The following is a 22,282-nucleotide window of genomic DNA, read 5'->3' on the forward strand; positions in this document are numbered from 1 at the left end:
ATGCGCATCACGAAGACGGCCCTCCACGCGCTGCGCCTGGAGATGGTGAACCCGCTGAGGACGGCGAGGGGCACCTACGAGGCGCGAGAGGGTTTCGTGGTGCGGTTGGAGGACGAGGAGGGGAGGGTCGGGCAGGGGGAGGCGATGCCGCTGGAGGAGTTCGGCACGGAGTCGCCGAGCGACTGCGAGCGGACCCTGAACGAGCTGTTGGCGAAGGTGCGCACTGTCACCAACATCGCCACACCGAGCCCAATAACCCCTCGCCCGCCGGGAGAGGGACGGGGTGAGGGTGCCACGGCTCCCAGGTTGGATCCGTGTCTGCTCCCTCTCCCTCTGGGAGAGGGCTGGGGTGAGGGATTTCCCACCCGGGTACCCGCGGCGAGACACGCCGTGGAACAAGCGCTCCTGGATCTCGAGTCCCAGCGCCGGGGTCTCCCCCTGAGCCAATTGCTCTCGGTGGACGCAAGAACAGACCTCCACGTCAACGCGCTCCTGGGAGCCACATCGCCGCGGAATCTCGCGGAAGAGGCGCTCCGGGCGGTGTCGGAGGGCTACGAAACGCTGAAGATCAAAGTCGCCGGGCGCCCCCTGGCGGAGGACGTGGCAAGACTGTCCGCCGTGCGAAGCGAGGTGGGAAACACCATCCGCCTGCGAGTGGACGCGAACGGGGCCTGGACGGAGCCAGAGGCGAGAGCCGCGCTCGAAGCCCTGAGCCGCTACGACCTCGAGCTATGCGAGCAACCGGTGGCGCCGGAGAACACCGAGGCCCTGGCGCGCCTCAGCGAGCACACTCCCTGCCCACTGGCTGCAGACGAATCCCTGTGCCTCCCCGAGGCCACGAGGCACATCCTGAACCACCCCAGCACAGTGAAGATCCTGGTGCTCAAGCCGATGGTACTGGGCGGCTTGCTCCCCACACTGAAGCTGGCGCGAGAGGCGGCGAGCAGAGGCATGGGCTCCTACGTGACGAGCTCGCTGGACGGGGTGATCGCGAGAGCGGGAGCGGCGCACCTGGCGGCGGCGTTGCCCTCGGGGAGGTACGCATCGGGGCTCGGGGTGGGACACCTCTTCAAGGACGAGCCCGGGAACCATCCATTCCGCCCGGTGCGAGGCCGGATCCAGCTTCTGCGGACACCGGGCCAGGGAGTGAACTGATGCAGTGGACGTGCCCCATCCGAACCGGCGCCGATACGAGGCCGGAGGCGCCAGCGCTCACCTTCGCGAACCACCGGTGGACGTACCGTGAGCTGGACACCGAGGTGGGCCGGTGGGTGGCCGCGCTCCAGTCGCGGGGCGTGAAACCAGGAGATCGCGTAGCGCTGCTCGCGACGAACCACGCGGCGGTGGCGCAACTCTTCTTCGCACTCGGACGCATCGGAGCGGTGCTGGCGCCGCTCAACGCGAGGCTCACGCGAGCGGAGCTCCAGCCCCTGCGCGAGGACGTGTCCCCGAGGCTCACCCTGGCGCTCACGGGACTGGCGGAGCGCCTCCCGGGAGCCGAGCCCCTCGAGACCTTCACGGACACGGTGACCACCCCCGTGCCCGACTGCGCGCCACAGGAGGCACAGACCCCCCGAGTCATCCTCTTCACCTCGGGGACGACGGGCCGGCCGAAGGGGGCGGTGCTGACGGAGGGGAACTTCCGGGCCTCGGCGCGGGCGTCCGAGGCGAACCTGGGCTCCCACCCGGCGCCGCACTGGCTGGGCACTTTGCCACTCTTCCACGTGGGGGGCCTGGGGATGCTCACGCGCACCGCGTACGACGGAGGCTGCCTGGTGCTGAGGGAGCGCTTCGACGCGGAGGACACCAACCGGGCGATCGACGAGGAAGGCGTCACGCACGCGAGCTTCGTGGCCACCACCCTGGAGCGGGTGCTGGAGGCGCGGAAGGATCGCCCCGTCCCGGCCACGTTCCGGTGTGCCCTGATTGGCGGAGGCCCTGTCTCCGCGCCACTGTTGGCCCGAGCGAGGGCGGCGGGAATCCAGGGGCTCCAGACCTACGGGCTGACGGAGGCCTGCGCGCAGGTGACCACGGAGAGCCCGGACGAGGCGGACGGGCGTACCGCGGGCCGTCCCCTCCCGGGGTTGCAGGTGCGCATCGTGGGGCCCGGAGGCGAGCCCCTGGCGTCAGGGCGAGAAGGGGACATCGAGGTCCGCGGCCCCACGGTGATGGCGGGCTACCTGAACCGGCCCGAGGCCACGCGCGAGGCATTCCGGGACGGCTGGCTGAGGACGAAGGACGTGGGGGTGCTGGACGAGCGGGGCCGGCTGACGGTGCTGTCGAGGAGGACGGACCTGATCGTCCGGGGAGGGGAGAACATCTACCCGGCGGAGCTGGAGGCGGTGCTGGCGGCGCACCCGGCGGTGCAGGAGGCGGCGGTGGTGGGCGTGCCGGACGAGCGCTGGGGCGAGGTTCCGGTGGCGTTCGTGGCCACCCGCGACGGGCTGCCCGTGCCGGAGGAGCTGGGAGCCTGGTGCCGCGAGTCGCTGGCGGGCTTCAAGGTACCGGCGCGCTTCCTGGGAATCGAGGCGTTGCCGCGCAACGCCATGGGCAAGGTGGAGCGGACGGTGCTGCGCGAGCGGGCCCGGGGGGCCTGAGTCACGCGGCGTCGAGCGCGTCGTCGGCCGCGAGGAGCCAGGAGCGGGCCTCCGGCTCGCCAGGGAAGCGGCGGAGGATGCGGTCCATGCCGCTGCCGCGGGCGATGCGGTTGAGCTGGAGGGCGGTGAGCTCGCTGCCGACGACCTCGGCGATGCGCCGCATGCCGGCCCGCATCGCGGCCTCCTGGCCCTGGCGCAGGAGCTCCGCCGCCTCGGGCGAGGTGGTCTTCAGGTGGCGCAGGTCGGCCAGGGCCCTGACGATGCGCCCGCCCTCCGCGAGCGACTTCACGGCGCTCACGGCCTGCTCGACGAACTGCTGCATCTCCTCCGCGCGGATGGACCCTTCCAGGGTGACTTCCACGAGCGTGTTCGACTGATCGACCTTGACCTGGAACAGGGTGAGCCTCGCCTGAACGGAGCCGGAGAACGGGGCAATGTCCTACTCGGAATTCCTACCGCGTGCCAGATGCCCCAGGTGTGACGGCCTGGTGAAAAACAGAGAAGGGGGCAAGGGGGCGGAAGTGTGGGGGAATCCCCGTCATCTTCTTGGCGGGGCCGGAGGGCTTGCCTAGAATCCCCGGCCGACGAGAGAGGTCATTCCCCAGTGGATCAGGCAACGCTCAACAAGCTGCTCACGGTCGGCGTGCAGAATGGCGCTTCGGACATCCACTTCCGGCCGGGCGATCCTCCCATCTACCGGGTCAATGGAGTGCTGCGACCGCTGAAGATGGAGAAGCTCCATCCGGACCACACCAAACAGGTCGCGCTCCACATCATCAGCGATCCGCTGACGAAGACCCAGCTCGACAGCCTGCAGGAGTACGACACCTCCTACGGGTTGCCCGGGGTGGCGCGCTTCCGGGTGAACATCTACCGGCAGCGGGGCACGCTCGCGTGCATCCTGCGCATCATCCCGGATGAGATCCCCACCATCGACGGGCTGGGGCTGCCGCAGGTGCTCAAGACGATCGCCGCCAACGATCGTGGCCTCGTGCTGGTGACGGGAGCCACGGGCTCGGGCAAGAGCTCCACGCTCGCGGCGATGATCGATCAGATCAACCGCACCGAGAACCTGCACATCCTCACCATCGAGGACCCGGTCGAGTTCATCTACAAGAACATCAAGTCCTCCATCTCGCAGCGGGAGATCGGCCCGGACACGGAGAACTTCGCCATCGCCCTGCGCGCCGCGCTGCGCCAGGATCCGGACGTCATCCTCGTGGGCGAGATGCGCGACACGGAGACGATCGACATCGCGCTCAAGGCCTCGGAGACGGGGCACCTGGTGCTCTCCACGGTGCACACGACGGACGCGTCGCGAACCATCAACCGGCTCATCTCGGTGTTCCCCGCCGAGGAGCAGTCGATGGTGCGCATGCGCCTGGCGGACAGCCTCAAGGCGACCATCTCGCAGCGGCTGCTGCCGAAGGCGGACGGCAAGGGGCGCACCGTGGCGCTGGAGATCATGGTCCAGACCAAGTCGGTGGAGCAGTACATCCGCGAGGACCGGGCCAACGAGCTCAAGGACGTGATCGAGAAGGGCCGGGACATGTTCGGCATGCAGTCCTTCGATCAGCACCTGAGCTACCTCTACAAGCAGGGGGAGATCACCCTGGAGACGGCGCAGAGCGCGGCCACCAACCCGGCGGACTTCCAGCGGGCGCTCGAGTTCGAGTGAGCGCGGAGGGCTCTGTCCCTCAGCGTCGCGTGCGATCGCCCGCGACGGCGGGGACGGGGCGGGACGGCCGGAAGTCGAGCCGTGTCTGGGCCAGGTTCCTCGCCGGCACCGGACCCGGGGGCCGCGGCCGGACTCCCCGCGGCGCGGACTCCTGGGGCATCTGCGTGACGGCGGGCTCCGCGGGCCTGCTGGCGAGCGCCTCGTGGACGGCGCGGGCGAGCAGGGCCTGGCCCTGGGGATAGGGCGCGGCCTCGTCGGTCAGCGAGCACAGCTGCTCCCGCAGCCGCAGGGCCCCCGGAGTGCGCTCGCGCGGATCCCACTGGAGCAGCTCCAGGACGATGGCATCCAGGAGCGGACACACCTCCGGGCGGAAGGCGGACGGAGGAGGGAAGAGCTTCGGAGTGAAGCCCCAGCGGGGATCCTGACGCGCCTCGCAGGGGATGACGCGGCGGCCGGTGAGGGCCTCGTACAAGGTGAGGCCGAGCGCGAACAGATCCGCGCGGGCGTCGAACGGCTCGGCGCGGGCCTGTTCCGGGGCCATGTACCCGGGCTTGCCGACGACCCGGCCCGCGAGCGTGAGCGAGACGTGGTGGGCCGCGCGGGCGATGCCGAAGTCCCCCAGCTTCACCTCGCCGATGCGGGACAGGAGGATGTTGGGCGGGTTGATGTCCCGGTGCACGAGGTTGAGCGGCGTGCCATCGCTCGCGGTGCGGTGGTGGACGTAGTCGAGCCCGGCGGCGAGCTCGGCGCCCAGGTACGTCACCGCGGCCAGGGGGAGGGGGCCTCGGGCGCGGAGCAGCTCGCGCAATGACACGCCCTCGATGAACTCCATGGCCATGAAGCAGGTGTCGCCGAAGCGGCCCACGTCGAGCACCTGGACGATGTTGGGGTGGTGCAGCAGCGAGCCCAGCTCGGCCTCGCGCCGGAAGAGGGTGACGAAGTGGGGATCCCCGGCATGGCTCGGGAGGATGCGCTTGAGGGCCACGCGCTTCTCGAAGCCGCCCTCGGGGCTGTAGGTGGCGCGGAAGACCTCGGCCATGCCGCCCACGCCCAGCCGCTCGTGGAGGAAGTACTTGCCGAGCAGATCCCGGGCGCGCACGGCCCGCAGCGCCTCCTCGGCCTTGCGCAGCAGGTGGTTGGCCACGAGCGCCGCGACACAGCCGGTGAGCAGCAGGTACAGGGCGCGCAGGGTGATGAGCGGCGGAGACAGCATCAGGGGCACGGGGGCCTGCAGCCGGGGCCAGGCCAGCAGCCAGTACAGGAGCAGGGACGCGGTGGCGGCGAGGGCTCCGGCGAAGATGGCCAGCCTCCGGTTGGAGCGCATGGACGCGAGGATGATGAACGCGCCCCACAGGAGCGAGGTGGGGTTGGTGAGGGCCTGCTCGGCGTTCTCGAAGTGCAGGTCGAGCAGGAACTCGAAGACACCCACGAAGATCTCCAGGCTGACGTTGAACCAGCAGATGGCGGGATGGAACCACCCGCGCTGGAGCACCCGGGAGAGGACGCCGTAATAGACACCGTAGGCCGCGGCCATGCTGGCCACGGCGAGGGCGCGGGGCCAGCCGATGGCGGGTCCGAGCAGGAGGGTGGCGAGCACGAAGCACGCCGCGGCGGAGCAGATGAAGCGGGCGACATCGGCCTCGCGCGCGGCGCCATCCTCGCGCAGGTAGTCGGCGAGGAGCTGGGAGCCCATCGAACCAGAGGTATTCTGGGAAACTACTTGTTGCATGGCTCCCGGAGTATTCAACATTCCGACAGTGTCCACCAGACCTGGGAAGTAGGCCTGTGCGCTCGTGGATGGGAAGGGCATGGAGCGGCTCGCAGGGCCACATGGTGAGCGGACATGCGGGCACGAAAAAAACGATGTCCCATCCTCACCGGCTCGCGTGTCCAAGCGGGGAGAGATGAGCGAAGGGCTGAGCCCCACGGAACTTCAGGAGCTCTACGTGGCGGTGTGGAGGAACTTCGGACCCGAGGGAGCGGTGCTGACCCGCCTGCGGTGAGCCGGGGTGCGAAGTGGATCAGGGGCCCGAGGCCGCGGCGGCGGGAGTCGCGGCCGGGGTCCGCCCGCGGATGCGCAGCGGGAAGTCGTCGCGGTCCTGGGCGGCGAGGGCGAGCGTGTTGATGCGATGGCGCTCGCGCGTCTCGGCGAGGCCCACGTCGGAGTCGATCAACCCGAGCGCGAGGGCGAGCGAGTCGGAGTAGGCGGGCAGCAGGGTGCGGTGATCGTAGGGGACGTTGGTCTCGCTGACCTTCTCGAGGTGCCGCACGAGGTTGGTGGTGCAGTTGTTGGTGAACGAGTTGTAGAACTCGGGCCGGGCCTGGAGGTCGCGCATGCGCTGCACCATGTCGAGGAAGAAGGCGACGGTGCGCTCCTGGGAGGCGCGGACGGGGTAGAGGTAGACGTCATCGCGGCGGTGGTTGCTGCGCAGCTGGATGAGGTCGCGCTCGTCGCCGACGACGTAGATGAGCTCGTACTGGCGGAACAGGCCGCCGAGGACCGAGTACGTCTCCCCGTGTTCGCGGCGGATCTCCACGGAGAAGGAGACGAAGCGATCGCCGGAGAACTCGAAGCTGACCATGGTGTGGGCGGCGCCCTCGAAGCCGGAGAAGGGCTCGACGATGAACCAGGCGCGGACGAGGTCCCGGGTGTCGTAGGTGGCGGAGTACCAGGAGGCGTCCCAGTCGGTGGTGCTGCGGTAGCGGAAGTTCCGGATGTCGTGGAGGGTGACGAGGGAGCCCTGGACCTCGGCGCGGGCGGTGCGGACGAGATCCGGAGCCCAGTCGCGGGTGAGCGAGGGCCGCACGGTGCGCGTCCAGACGAACACGGCGGCGCAGAGCACGGCGAGTATCCCGAGCGCGATCCCCCGGGAGCCCAGGAGCCAGGCGAGACCCACGGCCAGGACGAGCAAGAGGAGCACAACGTACCGCCACCAGGGGATGCCCTGGGGACCGCCGCCGGTGAGGAGGACGGCGGGGACGAGCCACGCCATGCCGAGGGCGAGGAGGACGAGCGGACCGGCGAGGGAGAGAAGTCGCATGAACGGCCGGGAGTATCGGTCATGACCGCTCGATTCGCGTAACTCCCTCGCCCTCTGGGAGAGGGGAGGGGTGAGGGTCTACGCTCGCGCGCGAGATGCCAACCACCGACGAACAGGAGCAGGGAGTCCGGCGTATCTACGGAGAGATCGCCGGAGCCTACGAGGCCTTCTTCCCCGTGCTGCACCGGTACGAGGGGAGGGTGGAGCGGTTCCTCGGGGAGACGGTGTCACCGGGCCGCCGGGTGCTCGATGTGGGATGCGGTCCAGGCCAGCTGACGCGGGAGTTGGCGCCGACCGTAGAGGTCGTGGGGTTGGATCTCTCACCCGAGATGCTCGAGCGTGCGCGCGAGGGTCGGCCGTCTGGCGAGTACCGGGTACACAGCTATCGGGAGCCGGTGCCCGCAGAACTCGGCCGTTTCGACGTGGCGCTGGCGGTGGGGTGCCTCGACTTCTGCGACGACCTGGCGAGAACCCTGGGCCACGTGTCCGAGGCGCTGAGGCCAGGAGGGCGCCTGCTCTTCACGGTGCTCGAACGGCGTCCGTGGCTGGAGGGGCACGAGGAGGCCCGGCGCCGGATCCAGACGGCGGACCAGGAGGTGACGCTGTACTTCTGGTCCTTCGCGGAGACGGCGAGGGCCCTCGAGGCCGCGGACCTCCTGCCGCGAACCTACGGGCACGCGCCCGGCTGGGTGCAGCTGCTGGAGCAGCGGACGATGCACTTTGGCTGGTGGGACGTGGAGCGGCGCTGAGCGGGCGGGGTGTCTTCCGAGGTAGGGCCGGAAACAGGGCCACGAACTCAGGACAGTCGAGACGCAGCGCTGTCCGGGATTGGATCCGATAAGTCAGGCCGCACGGAGGGCAACCGAACGTCCTTGACGCGGGGGGCCAGTGTTGCAAAGCATCCGCCGCCCACAAGGTCACACCCATCCCAAGTGTCAGGAGCTTCGTTCATGGCCCCTCCGAGCGGCGAGAAGATCACCCTGCAGAACGGCAAGCTGACGGTGCCGGATCACCCCATCGTCCCCTACATCGAGGGTGACGGCACTGGCCGCGACATCTGGCGCGCCTCGCAGGCCGTCTTCGATGCGGCGGTGGAGAAGGCCTACAAGGGCAAGAAGAAGATCTCCTGGTTCGAGGTGCTGGCCGGCGAGAAGGCCTTCAAGACGGTCAACAACTGGCTGCCGGACGAGACGGTCACCGCGTTCCGCGAGTACCTGGTGGGCATCAAGGGCCCGCTGACCACGCCGGTGGGCGGTGGCATCCGCTCGCTGAACGTCGCGCTGCGCCAGATGCTGGACCTGTACGTCTGCCTGCGTCCCGTCCGCTACTTCAAGGGCGTGCCCAGCCCGGTGAAGACCCCCGAGAAGGTCGACATGACCATCTTCCGGGAGAACACCGAGGACATCTACGCCGGTATCGAGTTCGAGGCCGGCAGCCCCCAGGCCGCGAAGTTCCTCGAGTTCCTGAAGAAGGAGTTCCCGAAGGACGCCGGCAAGATCCGCTTCCCCGAGGGCGTGGGCATCGGCATCAAGCCCGTGTCGAAGGAAGGCACGGAGCGCCTGGTGCGCGCCGCGATCGAGTACGCCATCACGCACAAGCGCAAGAGCGTGACGATCGTGCACAAGGGCAACATCATGAAGTTCACCGAGGGCGCCTTCCGCAAGTGGGGCTACGACCTGGCGGTGCGCGAGTTCGGTGACAAGGTCTACACCTGGGATCAGTGGGAGGCCACCAAGGCCGCCAAGAGCGAGGACGCCGCCAACGCCGAGCAGAAGGCCGCGGTCTCCGCCGGGAAGATCATCATCAAGGACTCCATCGCGGACATCACCCTGCAGCAGGTGCTGACGCGTCCGGACGAGTTCGACGTGATCGCCACGCTGAACCTCAACGGTGACTACCTCTCGGACGCGCTGGCCGCGCAGGTGGGCGGCATCGGCATCGCGCCGGGCGGCAACATCAACTACGTCACCGGCCACGCCGTCTTCGAGGCCACCCACGGCACCGCGCCCAAGTACGCGGACCTGGACAAGGTGAACCCGGGCTCGGTCATCCTCTCCGGCGAGATGATGCTGCGCCACATGGGCTGGAACGAGGCCGCCGACCTGATCATCCAGGGCATGGACAAGGCCATCGCGAACAAGACGGTCACCTACGACTTCGCCCGCCTGATGCGCCAGGAGGGCCAGGGCACCGTCACCGAGGTGAAGTGCTCGGAGTTCGGCCAGGCCATCATCAAGAACATGTAGTCGTCACGAGGAGACACCCCACATGGCTCACACCAAGAAGAAGATTGGTCTCATCGGCGGCGGTCAGATCGGCGGCAACCTGGCCCTGCTCGCGGTGCAGAAGCAGCTCGGCGACGTCGTCCTCTACGACATCCCCGTGGCCGAGGGTCTGGTCAAGGGCAAGGCCCTGGACATCAACCAGCTGTCCGCCGTGGACGGCTATGACTGCCGCGTGACCGGCTCCACCGACTGGAAGGACGTGGCCGGCTCGGACGTGGTGATCATCACGGCCGGCGTGCCCCGCAAGCCGGGCATGAGCCGCGAGGACCTGCTCGAGGTCAACCTGAAGATCATGAAGGACGTGGCGGGCAACATCAAGCAGCACTGCCCCAACGCCTTCGTCATCAACGTGGCCAACCCGCTGGACGCGATGGTGTTCGCGCTCCACAAGATCGCCGGTCTGCCCAAGAACATGGTCGTCGGCATGGCGGGCGTGCTGGACACCAGCCGCTTCAAGTGCTTCGTGGCCGAGGCGCTCAACTGCTCCATCCGTGACGTGGAGGCCCTGGTGCTCGGCGGCCACGGCGACGACATGGTGCCGCTGGTCCGCCACAGCACCGTGGGCGGCGTGCCCCTCACCCAGCTGATCCCCGCGGACAAGCTGAACGCCATCATCGACCGCACCCGCAAGGGCGGCGCCGAGCTGGTGAACCTCTACAAGACGGGCAGCGCCTACTTCGCTCCCGCCTCCAGCTCCATCGCCATGGCGGAGAGCTACCTGCTCGACCGCAAGCGCGTGCTGCCGGCCGCCGCCCTGCTCGAGGGGCAGTACGGCATCAACGGCTACTTCTTCGGCGTCCCCACGCAGATCGGCGCGGGCGGCGTGGAGAAGATCGTCGAGGTGCAGCTCAACGACGCCGAGAAGGCCGAGATGAACAAGTCCTTCGAGTCGGTGAAGAAGACCGTCGGCGAAGTGAAGCTCTAGTCAGCATCCCCCTCTCCCCCTGGGAGAGGGCCGGGGTGAGGGTCTTCCCCCAGGTAGGGCGTGACGACCCTCACTCCCCCACGAGCGGGGCTGATGCCGGAGATGGAACGGGCTTATCCCCCCGCTCCAGTAATCTTTGCGGCTCGCTGAATTCACCAGTTAACTAGCCGGTAGCATTCGCACCGGAGGTCCGAGCGTCGCGCTCGCGGAGTCGCGGCGCTGGCCCTGCCCCCCAGAGGCGTCTGGTCCTCCGGTCACCAAGGAGACGCAGCATGGCAGCAGCAGCGCGGTTCACGGTGGTGGGCGGCGGACTCGCCGGGCTGATGACCACCATCAAGCTTGCCGAGGCCGGCCACCAGGTCGACATCCTGTCCCTCGTGCCGGTGAAGCGTTCCCACTCGGTCTGCGCCCAGGGCGGTATCAACGGCGCGGTGAACACGAAGGGTGAGGGTGACTCTCCGGACATCCACGTGAAGGACACGCTGCGCGGCGGCGACTTCCTGGCCGAGCAGATCTCCGTCAAGGGCATGTGCCACGCGGCGCCGGGCATCATCTACCTGCTCGACCGCATGGGTGTGACGTTCAACCGCACGTCCGAGGGTCTGCTGGACTTCCGGCGGTTCGGCGGCACGCTGCACCACCGCACGGCCTTCGCGGGCGCCACCACCGGCCAGCAGCTGCTGTACGCGCTGGACGAGCAGGTGCGCCGCTGGGAGTCCGAGGGGCGCGTCACCAAGTACGAGTACTGGGAGTGGCTGGGCACGGTGAAGGACGGCACGGGCCGCGTCATCGGCAGCGTGGCCATGGACCTGCGCACCAACGAGGTCCGCACCTTCCCGGCCGAGGCCGTGTGTCTCGCCACGGGTGGCCCGGGCATCGTCTTCGGGCGCTCCACCAACTCCATCATCAACACCGGTACCGCCGCCGGCCGCGCCTACATGGAGGGCGCCATCTACTCCAACGGCGAGTTCATCCAGGTGCACCCCACCTCCATTCCGGGTGAGGACAAGCTGCGCCTGATGAGCGAGTCGGTGCGTGGCGAGGGTGGCCGCGTCTGGGTGCCCAAGAAGAAGGGCGACACGCGCGACCCCAAGGACATCCCCGAGAGCGAGCGCTTCTACTTCCTCGAGGAGAAGTACCCCAAGTACAAGAACCTGGTGCCGCGCGACGTGGCCACCCGGGAGATCTTCACGGTGTGCCGCGAGATGGGCCTCGGCCTGGGCGGCGGCGACGCCGTGTACCTGGACGTCACGCACATCCCGGCCCACGTGCTCACCGCCAAGCTGGGCGGCGTGATGGAGATCTACGAGAAGTTCGTGGGCGATGACCCGCGCTACGTGCCCATGAAGATCTTCCCGGGCATGCACTACTCCATGGGTGGCCTGTACGTGCAGTTCGAGGCGGATCCCCAGACGCAGACACCGCTGGTGGGCAGCCCCGTCAACCAGTCCACCAACATCCCCGGCCTGTATGCCGCGGGCGAGGCGGACTACGCCTACCATGGCGCGAACCGCCTGGGCGCCAACTCGCTGCTCTCCTGCATCTACAGCGGCATGATCGGCGGCCCGGCCATGGTGGCCTTCGCCAAGAGCCAGTCCAAGAGCGCCACCGACGCGGACAACCAGAAGTACTTCGCCGACGCGCAGAAGTACTGGCAGGACCGCTTCGCCACCATCAAGGCGATGAATGGCACGGAGAACGCGTACGGGCTCACCAAGGAGCTCGGCGATCTGATGACGGAGAACTGCACCGTCGTCCGCTACAACGATCGGCTCAAGAAGACGGTGGAGAAGATCCGCGACTTCAAGGCGCGCTGGAAGAACATCAACGCGCTGGACACGGGCAACGTGGCCAACCGGAGCATCTCCTACGTCAACCAGCTCTGGAACATGTTCGAGCTGGCCGAGGTGATCGCCAAGAGCGCGTTGCAGCGCGACGAGAGCCGCGGCGCCCACTACAAGCCGGAGTTCTCGCTGCCCGAGCCCAAGGTGAAGGATCCGACGAAGGATCCCGAGTGGATGGCGCTCTGGAAGAAGCGCCACGAGAAGTGGGCCAAGACGACCATGGCTGCTTACTCGGCCGAGGGCCCGCAGATCACCTATCAGGACATCCCCACGCCCGTGCTCGATCCCGAGCCGCGCTGGTACGCCTAAGGAAGGGACGGAGGGAACGACATGGACAACGCGACCGTGCAGGCGCCTGTCAGTACCACCACGAAGCACGTCACCTTCCGCATCTGGCGGCAGGACGGCCCGGATGCGCCGGGTCACTTCGACGAGTTCCGCGTCCCGTATGGCAAGGGCGCGAACGTCATCTCCTGCCTCATGGAGATCCAGCGCAACCCGGTCACCACCGACGGGCGGAAGGTGGCTCCGGCCATCTATGACGCCGCGTGCCTCGAGGAGGTGTGCGGCAGCTGCGCCATGAACATCAACGGGCGGGTCCGCATGGCCTGCTCGGCGCTGATCGACCGCATCATCGGGGACGGGGAGCCCATCATCACCCTGGAGCCGATGAAGAAGTTCCCGGTCGCCCGCGACCTGGCCGTCAAGCGCGACCGCATGTTCGAGGCGCTCAAGCGCGTCAAGGCGTGGATCAACATCGACGGCACGCACAACCTCGGCCCCGGCCCGCGCCAGTCCCAGGCGGACCACACGGTGATGTACAAGCTGTCCACGTGCATCACGTGCGGCAGCTGCCTCGAGGCGTGCCCGCAGGTGACGCTCGACAACGACTTCGTCGGCGCCGCCGCCATCAGCCAGGCCCGGCTCTTCAACATGAACCCCACCGGCAAGATGAACGGTGAGGAGCGCGTCCGGGGTCTCATGGGTCCGGGCGGCATCCAGGACTGCGGCAAGGCGCAGAACTGCGTGAAGGTGTGCCCCAAGGAGATCCCCCTCACCACCTCCATCGCGGTGATGAACCGCGAGGTGACCAAGCAGGTCATCAAGGACATCTTCTTCGACCTCGGCGGCGAGAAGACGTCCGCGGGCGGTCCGGGGTAGGGCAGGGCCGCTTCCGTTACACCACCGTTTTCACGAGGCCCCGCGTCCGGCTGTTCCCCGCCGGTCCGGGGCCTCGGTTCTTTCTGGTCCGTCTGATTGGCCCTTGACAGTAGGGCCTTGCCAAGCGGGCCATTCTGCGCGAGAGAGGCAGCCGCGCCGTTCCGCCCCGGGGGCTCGCTTCCGGGTGCCAGTCTCTCGCATCACTCGCGTCACCCGGAGCCTCGATGAAGATCCACGAGTACCAGGGCAAGGAAATCTTCCGGAAGTACGGCGTTCCCACGCCGCGCGGCATTCTCGCGCTCTCGCCCAACGAGGCCGAGGCGGCCGCCAAGGAGCTGGGCACGCCGGTGGTCGTCGTGAAGGCCCAGATCCACGCCGGTGGCCGTGGCAAGGGCGGCGGCGTGAAGCTCGCCAAGAGCCCCGCCGAGGCCAAGGACCTGGCCAAGCAGATGCTGGGCATGAAGCTCAAGACGATCCAGACCGGGCCCGAGGGCCAGACGGTCCACAAGGTCTACATCGAGGAGGGCCTGGCCATCGGTCAGGAGCTGTACCTCGGCGTGACGCTGGATCGCGCCACCTCGCGCGTCACCTTCATGGCCTCCCGTGAGGGCGGCGTGGAGATCGAGGAAGTGGCCGCGCACAGCCCCGAGAAGATCCTCCGCGAGTCGGTGGATCCCGCCGTGGGCTTCCAGGACTTCCAGGGCCGCAAGCTGGCCTTCGGCCTGGGCCTCACCGGTCCCACGGTGAACAAGTTCGTCCAGTTCTGCTCCGCGCTCTACCGCATGTACATGGAGACGGACGCCGCCCTGGTGGAGATCAACCCGCTGGTCATCCTCAAGGATGGCGGCGTGGTGGCGCTCGACGCGAAGGTGACCTTCGACGAGAACGCGCTCTACCGGCACAAGGATCTGCTCGAGTACCGTGACGTCGCCGAGGAGGAGCCGCGCGAGACCCAGGCCAAGGAGTGGGACCTGGCCTACATCGCGCTCGAGGGCAACATCGGCTGCATGGTGAACGGTGCGGGTCTGGCCATGGCCACCATGGACACCATCAAGCTGGTGGGCGGTCAGCCGGCCAACTTCCTCGACGTGGGCGGTGGCGCGAGCAAGGAGAAGGTGACGGCGGCCTTCAAGCTGATCCTCGCCGACCCGGCCGTGAAGGCGGTGCTCGTCAACATCTTCGGCGGCATCATGAAGTGCGACGTGATCGCCGAGGGCATCATCGCGGCGGCCAAGGAAGTGCAGCTCAAGGTTCCGCTCGTGGTGCGGCTCGAGGGCACCAACGTGGAGAAGGGCAAGGAGCTGCTGCGCAACTCCGGCCTCGCCATCACCCCCGCCGACAACCTCCGCCAGGCCGCCGAAAAGGCCGTCGCGGCGCTGAAGTAGTCCAGGCAGAGAAAGGTTCAATCCATGAGCATCCTCGTCAACGAGAACACGAAGGTCCTCTGCCAGGGCATCACCGGCTCGGCGGGCTCGTTCCACTCCAAGCAGATGTTGGAGTACGGCACGAAGCTGGTCGCTGGCGTCACGCCGGGCAAGGGTGGTACCGACTTCGAGGGCAAGGTCCCCGTCTTCAACTCGGTGGCCGACGCGGTGAAGCAGACCGGCGCCAACACCTCGGTCGTCTTCGTCCCGCCCCCCTTCGCGGCTGACTCCATCATGGAGGCCGCCGACGCGGGCATCTCCCTCATCATCGCCATCACCGAGGGCATCCCCGTCAACGACATGATCAAGGCCAAGCGCTACCTGCAGGGTAAGCCGGGCGTTCGCCTGATCGGCCCCAACTGCCCCGGCGTCATCACCCCGGGCGCCAGGTGCAAGATCGGCATCATGCCGGGCCACATCCACAAGCCGGGCCGCATCGGCGTGGTGTCGCGCTCGGGCACGCTGACCTACGAGGCCGTGTACCAGCTCACCCAGCTGGGCCTGGGCCAGTCCACCGCCGTGGGCATCGGTGGTGACCCGGTCAACGGCACGGACTTCGTGGACGTGCTGAAGCTCTTCAACGCGGACCCCGAGACGGACGCCGTCATCATGATCGGCGAGATCGGCGGCGACGCCGAGGAGCGCGGCGCCGAGTACGTGGCGCGCGAGTTCACCAAGCCCATCGCCGGCTTCATCGCCGGCCAGTCGGCTCCTCCGGGCAAGCGCATGGGCCACGCCGGCGCCATCATCTCCGGTGGCAAGGGCACGGCCGCGGAGAAGATGAAGGCCATGGAGGCCGCTGGCTTCGTCATGGCCGCCAGCCCCGCCGAGCTCGGCACCACGCTTCAGGAGGCCGTCCGCCGCGGCGCTCCCAAGAAGAACCGCTAGTCCCACCTCCCACACGTCAGACGAGGACCATCAACCATGGCCATCGAGCGTACGCTGTCCATCATCAAGCCCGACGGGCTCCAGAAGGGCGTCATCGGCAAGATCATCTCCCGCTTCGAGGAGAAGGGCCTGAAGCCCGTTGCCATCCGCCTGCAGCACCTGTCCCAGGCCCAGGCCGAGGGGTTCTACGCCGTCCACAAGGCGCGTCCCTTCTTCAAGGACCTGGTCAACTTCATGATCTCCGGCCCCGTGGTGCTGATGGTGCTGGAGGGTGAGAACGCCGTCCTGGCCAACCGCGACATCATGGGCGCCACCAACCCGGCCAATGCCGCCCCGGGCACCATCCGCCGCGACTTCGCCACCAGCATCGACCAGAACACGGTGCACGGCTCGGACAGCCTGGAGAACGCGAAGATCGAGATCGCGTACTTCTTCCGCGAGACCGAGATCGCCCCCTACGAGTACACCAGCAAGAAGTAGCTGGCAGGGCCTCGCGCCCGGGACACGGCCCGGCTCCCGCGCTCCTCCGCGGGGACCGGGCCGCCGTCTTTTCCACGTCCGGCGCAGGGTAGGGGAGGGAACGGGCCCTCCTTTGACTCCGAGTCCTATCTTGTGGGAAGTCACCCCCACACTCCCCCCGTTGGAACCATGATGCAGCCCGAGTCCTCCCACATCCCCGCCGCGATCGCCGAGCTCCAGGCGACCCCCGCGCCCACGCCGGCCCCCGCGCCCGCGAAGCTCACGGAGGTCTCCAGCCTCACCCTGGAGGGGCTCACCCGCTTCTTCACCGAGGAGCTGGGCGAGCGTGCGTTCCGGGCCGGCCAGCTGTACCGGTGGATCCACCAGCGCGGCGCCACCTCCTTCGACGAGATGACGGACCTCTCCAAGGCCCTGCGCGAGAAGCTCAAGACGCGCGCGGAGATCGTCCCCCTCGTGAAGGACGCCGAGCAGCGCTCGGTGGATGGCACCATCAAGTACCGCTGGAAGACGCGGGACGGCCGCTACATCGAGTCCGTCTACATGCCCTCCGAGGACCGCAAGACGCTGTGCGTGTCCACCCAGGTGGGCTGCGCCATGGCGTGCAGCTTCTGCATGACGGGGACGCTCGGCCTCAAGCGCAACCTCACCCCGGGGGAGATCGTCGCCCAGGTGCACGCGGTGAACCGCGAGGTGCGCAAGCTGGAGAAGCTGGAGACCTACCGCCCGCTCTCCAACCTGGTCTTCATGGGCATGGGCGAGCCCCTGCACAACTTCGAGAACCTGAAGACGGCGCTCTCCATCCTCCAGTCGGTGGAGGGGCCCAACTTCAGCCACCGCCACATCACCGTGTCCACGGTGGGTCTGGTGCCGATGATCGAGCGCTTCGGCCAGGAGACGGACGTGAAGCTCGCCATCTCGCTCAACGCGAGCACGGACGAGCAGCGCTCCAAGACGATGCCCGTCAACCGCAAGTGGAACATCGCGGCGCTGCTCGACGCCTGCCGCAAGTTCCCCCTGCGCCAGGGCCGCCGCATCACCTTCGAGTACGTCCTCCTGCGGGACTTCAACGACAGCGACGAGGACGCCTACCGCCTCATCGAGCTGCTCAAGGACATCCCCGCCAAGGTCAACCTCATCCCCTACAACGAGAACCCGGGGCTGGGCTTCAAGACGACCATGGACGAGCGCGCCGAGCGCTTCCGGGAGCTCCTCACGAACGGGCACGTGGCCGCCTTCATCCGGCAGAACCGGGGCCGTGATATCGCCGGAGCGTGTGGCCAGCTGGCCAACCGGGGTGGCGAAAACGACTCCGAATCGACGCAAAACCCCGAGCTTCCTTGACAATCCGCTTGTGGCGGCGTTAAGAGCGCCCCCCTCCAAGCTGATCACCTTCTTGTCTCACCTTCAGTTTTCACCTGGAGCATCAGAAATGGCCGTTGTCCTCCGTCTTGCCCGCGCGGGCGCCAAGAAGAAGCCGTACTACCACGTGGTGGCCACCGACTCCCGTAACCCCCGGGATGGCAAGTTCCTCGAGGCCGTGGGTTCCTACGATCCCAACCACAAGCCCGCCAAGGTGGAGTTCGCCGCTGAGCGCCTCGAGTACTGGCTGAAGTCCGGCGCGGTGCCCTCCGAGACCGTGGGCGAGCTCATCAAGCGCCACAAGCGCGCCGCCCCCGCCGCCAAGCCCGCTTAGTCTCCTCGCAGGCCGAGCGGACAGCGTGGAGCAGCTCATCATCTATCTCGCGCGGGCCCTGGTCGATCAACCGGACCAGGTGAGCCTGCGCGCGTCCGACGTCGAGGGGGCCCGGCTCTATGAGCTGAAGGTCGCCCCCGAGGACGTGGGCAAGGTCATCGGCCGGGACGGTCGCACCGTGGGTGCCCTCCGGACGTTGGTTGGCGCCGCGGCCCAGAAGCAGGGCCAGAAGGTCCGTCTGGAGATCCAGGACGACCGGCGTCAACCCCTGGCCGGGACCCCCACGCCCGCCACACCCCCTGAAGGCCCGTGACCCTCAAACCCCATCTCGAGCTGGGCTATGTGGCCCGCGCCCATGGTCTCCAGGGAGAGGTGGCCGTCCGCACCTTCGACCCGGCGTCCGAGACGCTCGACCATGTCGAGCGTGTGCTCGTGCGTCCCCGTACCGGCGCCGAGCGCGTCTTGCGGATTGTTTCCGTGCGGCCCACGCCCAAGGAGATGCTCGTCGTCTTCGAGGGCGTGAAGGGCCGCGATGCCTCCGAGGCGCTGGTGGGCGCCAAAGTGCTCGCCTTCCGGGAGGACCTCGAGCCTCCCGCCGAGGACGAGTACTTCCAGGGTGACCTGGTGGGGCTCACCGCCGTGGACGCGTCCGGCAAGGTGCTCGGCCGCGTGGAGGAGATCTGGGAGACCGGTGAGGTTCCCAACCTCGTCATCCGCGCCGAGGGCCAGGAAGAGCTGGTGGTGCCCTTCGTCGACGACTTCGTCTCCACCGTGGACATCCCGGGCGGCCGGCTCGTGGTGAAGCCTCCGGAGTACCTGGAGGTGGGTGGGCAGGAGTCGGCGGAGGGCGAGCCAGAAGGGGGCGAGTGATGTACCCCGTGGAGGTGGTGACGCTCTTCCCGGACAGCGTCTCGGGCTACCTGGGCGCGAGCATCCTCGGGAAGGCCCAGGAGAAGGGGCTGCTCGGCGTCACCGTCACGTACATCCGCGACTACGCCGAGGGAAAGCACCGCGTCACCGACGACACGCCCTACGGGGGTGGTGCCGGCATGGTGATGAAGCCGGAGCCGCTGGTGGCCGCCATCGAGGCCGCCCGGGCCCGCGCCCCCGCCGGGGCGAAGGTGCTGCTGATGAGCCCTCGGGGCCCCGTCTTCACCCAGGCGCGGGCGCGCGAGCTGGCGAAGGAGCCCGGGCTGATCCTCGTCTGCGGCCGCTACGAGGGCGTGGACGAGCGCGTCATGCCGTACCTGGACGGGGAGGTGTCCCTGGGGGACTTCATCCTCACCGGGGGCGAAGTGGCCGCCCTGGCCGTGGTGGACGCCGTGGCCCGGCTGCTGCCCGGAGTGCTGGGCAACGAGGTCTCCAGCGTCACGGAGAGCTTCGAGGAGGGCCTGCTGGAGCACCCCCACTACACCCGGCCGCCCGTCTTCCGCGGCGCCGAGGTGCCCGCCGCCCTCCAGTCCGGAGATCACGCGCGGATTGCCCGTTGGCGCCGCTGGAAGGCCCTGCAGCTCACCCGGGAGCGGCGCCCGGACCTGTATGCCCGCCTGCAGTTCGACAAGGCGGATTTGAAGCTGTTGTCGAAGAAAGAGGAGGAGCTGTAGCCCCTCCGACGGTTCCTGGGCCATTGGTCGGTGTTCAGCGGGCTTGTCCGACCCCCGGCTCTCTGGTAGTACGGCCCGCTCTCAGTTTTCGTACCCCGAGTCCGAGCTTTTCTGGAGTCAGTCATGCGTCGCAGCGCGATCGAGTACGTGGAGGCCAAGAACCTCCGTAAGGACGTCACCGAGTTCCGTACCGGTGACTCGGTTCGAGTCCACTGGAAGGTCAAGGAGGGCGACAAGGAGCGCGTGCAGGCGTTCGAGGGTGTCGTCATCCGCAAGAAGAAGGGCCACAACCGTGCCACCTTCACCGTGCGCAAGGTGTCCTTCGGCGTGGGCGTGGAGCGCATCTTCCCGATGCACAGCCCGCGCTACGAGAAGATCGAGGTCCTCTCCCGCGGCAACGTGAGCCGCAACCGCCTCTTCTACCTCCGCGCCCTCAAGGGCAAGGCCTCCCGCGTGGAGACCCAGGAGGACGCGGAGATGCGCCGCGCCGCCGCTGTCAGCCACGCGGCCGCCAGCCACGCCTCCGGCAAGACGACCGCCAAGGGTCCGACCGCCTGATTGCTCGCCGGCCCTCGTGGGCCGGTGCTTTTTTGGGGAGCGTCCTTTCGAGGACGCTCCCTTTTTTCATGCCCATGCGCGCTAGAATGGGGGCGCATGCACTTCGTCGAGGTTGCCGTCCAGAACGTCCGGGGGTTCTCTCCGGCGGGCCGTTTCGCCTTCAAGACCGGGTATCTGGTCCTCAAGCCCCCCACGCCGGAGCTGAGTCCATTGGCGGGGCTGTCACTCGCGCTGCTCTACGCGGATGGCCGGGGCGGTGATGCCGCGCTCGCCGCCTCCACGCAGAAGGCGGGCAAGGCCGCGCTCACCTTCGTGGGACAGGACTCCGTCACCTACCGCGTGTTGCGCGAGCTGGGTGGAGGCGGCTCGCTGCACCGGCTCAACCCCGCCACGAAGCAGCCGGAGCTGGTGACGCAGGACACCGCCGAGGCCAACCAGTTCCTCCGCGGCCAGGTGGGTCTGCCGCCGCGCACCACCTTCGAGCAGCTCTTCTGCCTCCAGGCGGCGCAGCTACCCTCGCGCCGTCCTCGCGGTGGGGCCCGGGCCTCCACGTCGGGCCTGCGCGCGCTCTCGTCTCCGGGCATGCCCGCGATGCGCTCGCCCACGTCTCCGGGCATGGCGCATTCCTCTCCCGGCATGTCCATCTCGTCTCCGGGTGTCATACCGGTCTCGGACATCCCCGCCGCCGAGGCGAAGGTGCGCGAGCTCGAGAAGGAGCTGGTGCTCTGCAGGGAGGTGGACAACCTCCAGTTCGAGGTGGACGGGCTCAACTCCCAGGTCTTCGATCTCGAGTCGAAGCTGCGCGGCACCGATGGCCTCAAGGAGAAGGTGCGCCAGGCCGAGGAGGCCTGGAACGCCGAGCCCACGCCCGAGTCGTTCGGTCTGCCCCAGGACATCGTGGCCCGGGCGGAGCGCTACCCGCGGTCGCTCGCGCGCCGTGACGAGGCCCTGGCGCGCCTGGAGTCCGAGCGCGAGGTGGCCGAGGAGGAGGCGCAGCGGCTGCCGGACATCGAGCCGCTCGTGCGCAACCGCAACTTCTGGATCGCCGTGGCCGCGGGTGTGGCGTGCTTCGCCGTCAGCTTCTCCTTCAGCGACTGGGCCCGGTACGTGGCGCTGCTGGACATCCCGGCCTTCGGCTTCGCCGCGGTGCTCGCCATGCGCTACGTGGACGAGCTGCAGGACAGGGACCGGTTGGGCCGCCGCAAGGAGATGTTCGCCGTGCGCGAGAAGAAGATCCTCGAGGAGTTCGAGGCCGAGGCCGGTCCGGTGCGCAAGGCCCTGGAAGTGTTCGACGTGGACACGCCCAAGGAGATTCCCCTGCGCCTGCAGCGCCGCGAGCAGCTCGGCGCCGAGGTGGCCCAGCTGCGCGCCGAGCTCGTCTCGGTGGAGAAGCACCCGGAGTTCCAGGAGGCCATCCGTCAGCTGCCGGTGCTCCGCCAGCAGATCGAGCTGCTCAACGCGAAGATCTCCGAGAAGGGCGCCTTCGTGCGCGACCTGCGCGAGGTGGAGCGGGAGCTCGCCCGGCTCAAGGAGTCCATCGCGCTGGCGCGCAACCCGCAGCTGGCCGGCATGGGCATGGCGGGGGCCGACCTGGCCGGTGGCGGCATGGAGCCCCTGGAGGATCCGGCGCCCCTGGTGCTCGGCCTGGCGGGGGATCTGCTGGCCACGGACGTGGCCGCCGTCATCGGGATGATGCGCGAGCGGTGCGTGCAGTACTTCAGCGCGCTCACGGAGCGCCGCTACGTCGGCGTGGAGTGGGATCGGGATGGGCGGACGATGGTGGTGACCTCCGCGGGCCGGCGCGTGCCGGTGGGCGAGCTGCCTCCGCGTGAGGTGGACCTCTTCTTCCTGAGCCTGCGGCTGACGGTGGTGGAGAAGGTGAGCGCCCGGGTGAAGCTGCCGCTGCTCGTGGAGGACGCGCTGGTCGGCCTCGACGAGTCCCGGCTGCCGCTGCTGGGGCGGATGCTCAAGCACCTGGGCACGTTGACGCAGGTGCTGCACGTCACGCCGCATCCCGGCCTGGCGCAGCTGTCGGACGGGCCTGTCAGTGTGTAGGACGCGCCACGTGGCGTGAGGGGCCCCCAACGGAGGGGGCTCGGGAGGG

21 protein-coding genes are annotated in these 22,282 nt (G+C 68.4%); 18 read left to right on the forward strand and 3 right to left on the reverse strand.

The window, feature by feature from the left end:
- Both menC and menE read left to right on the forward strand, forming a co-directional pair.
- Complete coding sequence (gene menC, locus AC16DP_RS49290; protein ID WP_329729874.1) at positions 1 to 1,155, forward strand: o-succinylbenzoate synthase; 1,155 nt, start codon at positions 1 to 3, stop codon at positions 1,153 to 1,155.
- Positions 1,155 to 2,597 (forward strand): o-succinylbenzoate--CoA ligase, encoded by a 1,443-nt coding sequence (menE, locus tag AC16DP_RS49295; RefSeq protein ID WP_329729875.1) that lies wholly within the window; start codon positions 1,155 to 1,157, stop codon positions 2,595 to 2,597. Before menC ends, menE begins: the two co-directional genes overlap by 1 nt.
- A gap of 1 nt (position 2,598) precedes the next feature.
- Here menE and AC16DP_RS49300 read toward each other — a convergent pair whose 3' ends face one another.
- Positions 2,599 to 2,958, reverse strand: a complete 360-nt coding sequence (locus tag AC16DP_RS49300; RefSeq protein WP_329729876.1) for an STAS/SEC14 domain-containing protein — start codon at positions 2,956 to 2,958, stop codon at positions 2,599 to 2,601.
- Between the two features lie 162 nt (positions 2,959 to 3,120).
- On the opposite strand from AC16DP_RS49300, the gene AC16DP_RS49305 reads away from it, so the two are divergent.
- Positions 3,121 to 4,275 carry a type IV pilus twitching motility protein PilT gene (locus AC16DP_RS49305; RefSeq protein WP_483957112.1) on the forward strand — a complete coding sequence of 385 codons (1,155 nt, stop codon included), beginning with the start codon at positions 3,121 to 3,123 and terminating at the stop codon, positions 4,273 to 4,275.
- Between the two features lie 19 nt (positions 4,276 to 4,294).
- Here AC16DP_RS49305 and AC16DP_RS49310 read toward each other — a convergent pair whose 3' ends face one another.
- Positions 4,295 to 5,968, reverse strand: coding sequence for a serine/threonine-protein kinase (locus AC16DP_RS49310; protein WP_329729878.1), 1,674 nt, complete (start codon positions 5,966 to 5,968; stop codon positions 4,295 to 4,297).
- 328 nt (positions 5,969 to 6,296) lie between these two features.
- Positions 6,297 to 7,316 carry an Lnb N-terminal periplasmic domain-containing protein gene (locus AC16DP_RS49315; RefSeq protein ID WP_329729879.1) on the reverse strand — a complete coding sequence of 340 codons (1,020 nt, stop codon included), beginning with the start codon at positions 7,314 to 7,316 and terminating at the stop codon, positions 6,297 to 6,299.
- Positions 7,317 to 7,411: 95 nt separating this feature from the next.
- Here AC16DP_RS49315 and AC16DP_RS49320 point away from each other — a divergent pair, with 95 nt between their 5' ends.
- The 15 genes from AC16DP_RS49320 (at position 7,412) to AC16DP_RS49390 (ending at position 22,233) form a co-directional block, all read left to right on the forward strand.
- On the forward strand, positions 7,412 to 8,065 hold the full coding sequence (locus tag AC16DP_RS49320) for a class I SAM-dependent methyltransferase (RefSeq protein ID WP_329729880.1): 654 nt from the start codon (positions 7,412 to 7,414) through the stop codon (positions 8,063 to 8,065).
- Positions 8,066 to 8,266: 201 nt separating this feature from the next.
- Complete coding sequence (gene icd / locus AC16DP_RS49325; RefSeq protein WP_329729881.1) at positions 8,267 to 9,562, forward strand: NADP-dependent isocitrate dehydrogenase; 1,296 nt, start codon at positions 8,267 to 8,269, stop codon at positions 9,560 to 9,562.
- A gap of 22 nt (positions 9,563 to 9,584) precedes the next feature.
- Entirely contained in the window at positions 9,585 to 10,526 is a 942-nt protein-coding gene (mdh, locus tag AC16DP_RS49330) for a malate dehydrogenase (protein WP_329729882.1), read from the forward strand.
- Between the two features lie 272 nt (positions 10,527 to 10,798).
- Complete coding sequence (gene sdhA, locus AC16DP_RS49335) at positions 10,799 to 12,679, forward strand: succinate dehydrogenase flavoprotein subunit (protein ID WP_329729883.1); 1,881 nt, start codon at positions 10,799 to 10,801, stop codon at positions 12,677 to 12,679.
- Positions 12,680 to 12,700: 21 nt separating this feature from the next.
- Positions 12,701 to 13,531, forward strand: a complete 831-nt coding sequence (gene sdhB / locus AC16DP_RS49340) for a succinate dehydrogenase iron-sulfur subunit (RefSeq protein ID WP_329729884.1) — start codon at positions 12,701 to 12,703, stop codon at positions 13,529 to 13,531.
- Positions 13,532 to 13,755: 224 nt separating this feature from the next.
- The gene (gene sucC, locus AC16DP_RS49345; protein WP_329729885.1) at positions 13,756 to 14,916 is read left to right on the forward strand and encodes an ADP-forming succinate--CoA ligase subunit beta; all 1,161 of its coding nucleotides are present in this window, start codon (positions 13,756 to 13,758) and stop codon (positions 14,914 to 14,916) included.
- Between the two features lie 24 nt (positions 14,917 to 14,940).
- On the forward strand, positions 14,941 to 15,843 hold the full coding sequence (sucD, locus tag AC16DP_RS49350; protein ID WP_329729886.1) for a succinate--CoA ligase subunit alpha: 903 nt from the start codon (positions 14,941 to 14,943) through the stop codon (positions 15,841 to 15,843).
- Positions 15,844 to 15,879: 36 nt separating this feature from the next.
- Positions 15,880 to 16,323: a nucleoside-diphosphate kinase gene (ndk, locus tag AC16DP_RS49355; RefSeq protein WP_329729887.1), complete on the forward strand. Its 444-nt coding sequence runs from the start codon at positions 15,880 to 15,882 to the stop codon at positions 16,321 to 16,323.
- A gap of 171 nt (positions 16,324 to 16,494) precedes the next feature.
- Positions 16,495 to 17,664, forward strand: a complete 1,170-nt coding sequence (rlmN, locus tag AC16DP_RS49360) for a dual-specificity RNA methyltransferase RlmN (RefSeq protein WP_414640736.1) — start codon at positions 16,495 to 16,497, stop codon at positions 17,662 to 17,664.
- Between the two features lie 88 nt (positions 17,665 to 17,752).
- A complete protein-coding gene (rpsP, locus tag AC16DP_RS49365; RefSeq protein WP_329729888.1) occupies positions 17,753 to 18,016 on the forward strand; it encodes a 30S ribosomal protein S16 in 264 nt (87 codons plus the stop codon).
- 25 nt (positions 18,017 to 18,041) lie between these two features.
- Positions 18,042 to 18,329, forward strand: a complete 288-nt coding sequence (locus AC16DP_RS49370) for a KH domain-containing protein (RefSeq protein ID WP_329729889.1) — start codon at positions 18,042 to 18,044, stop codon at positions 18,327 to 18,329.
- A complete protein-coding gene (gene rimM, locus AC16DP_RS49375; RefSeq protein ID WP_329729890.1) occupies positions 18,326 to 18,886 on the forward strand; it encodes a ribosome maturation factor RimM in 561 nt (186 codons plus the stop codon). Before AC16DP_RS49370 ends, rimM begins: the two co-directional genes overlap by 4 nt.
- Complete coding sequence (trmD, locus tag AC16DP_RS49380) at positions 18,886 to 19,620, forward strand: tRNA (guanosine(37)-N1)-methyltransferase TrmD (RefSeq protein ID WP_329729930.1); 735 nt, start codon at positions 18,886 to 18,888, stop codon at positions 19,618 to 19,620. Before rimM ends, trmD begins: the two co-directional genes overlap by 1 nt.
- Before the next feature lie 123 nt (positions 19,621 to 19,743).
- Positions 19,744 to 20,178 carry a 50S ribosomal protein L19 gene (rplS, locus tag AC16DP_RS49385; protein ID WP_329729891.1) on the forward strand — a complete coding sequence of 145 codons (435 nt, stop codon included), beginning with the start codon at positions 19,744 to 19,746 and terminating at the stop codon, positions 20,176 to 20,178.
- Between the two features lie 96 nt (positions 20,179 to 20,274).
- The gene (locus AC16DP_RS49390; RefSeq protein ID WP_329729892.1) at positions 20,275 to 22,233 is read left to right on the forward strand and encodes an ATP-binding protein; all 1,959 of its coding nucleotides are present in this window, start codon (positions 20,275 to 20,277) and stop codon (positions 22,231 to 22,233) included.
- Positions 22,234 to 22,282 lie beyond the last annotated feature (49 nt).

It is taken from the genome of Archangium sp. (assembly GCF_057119385.1).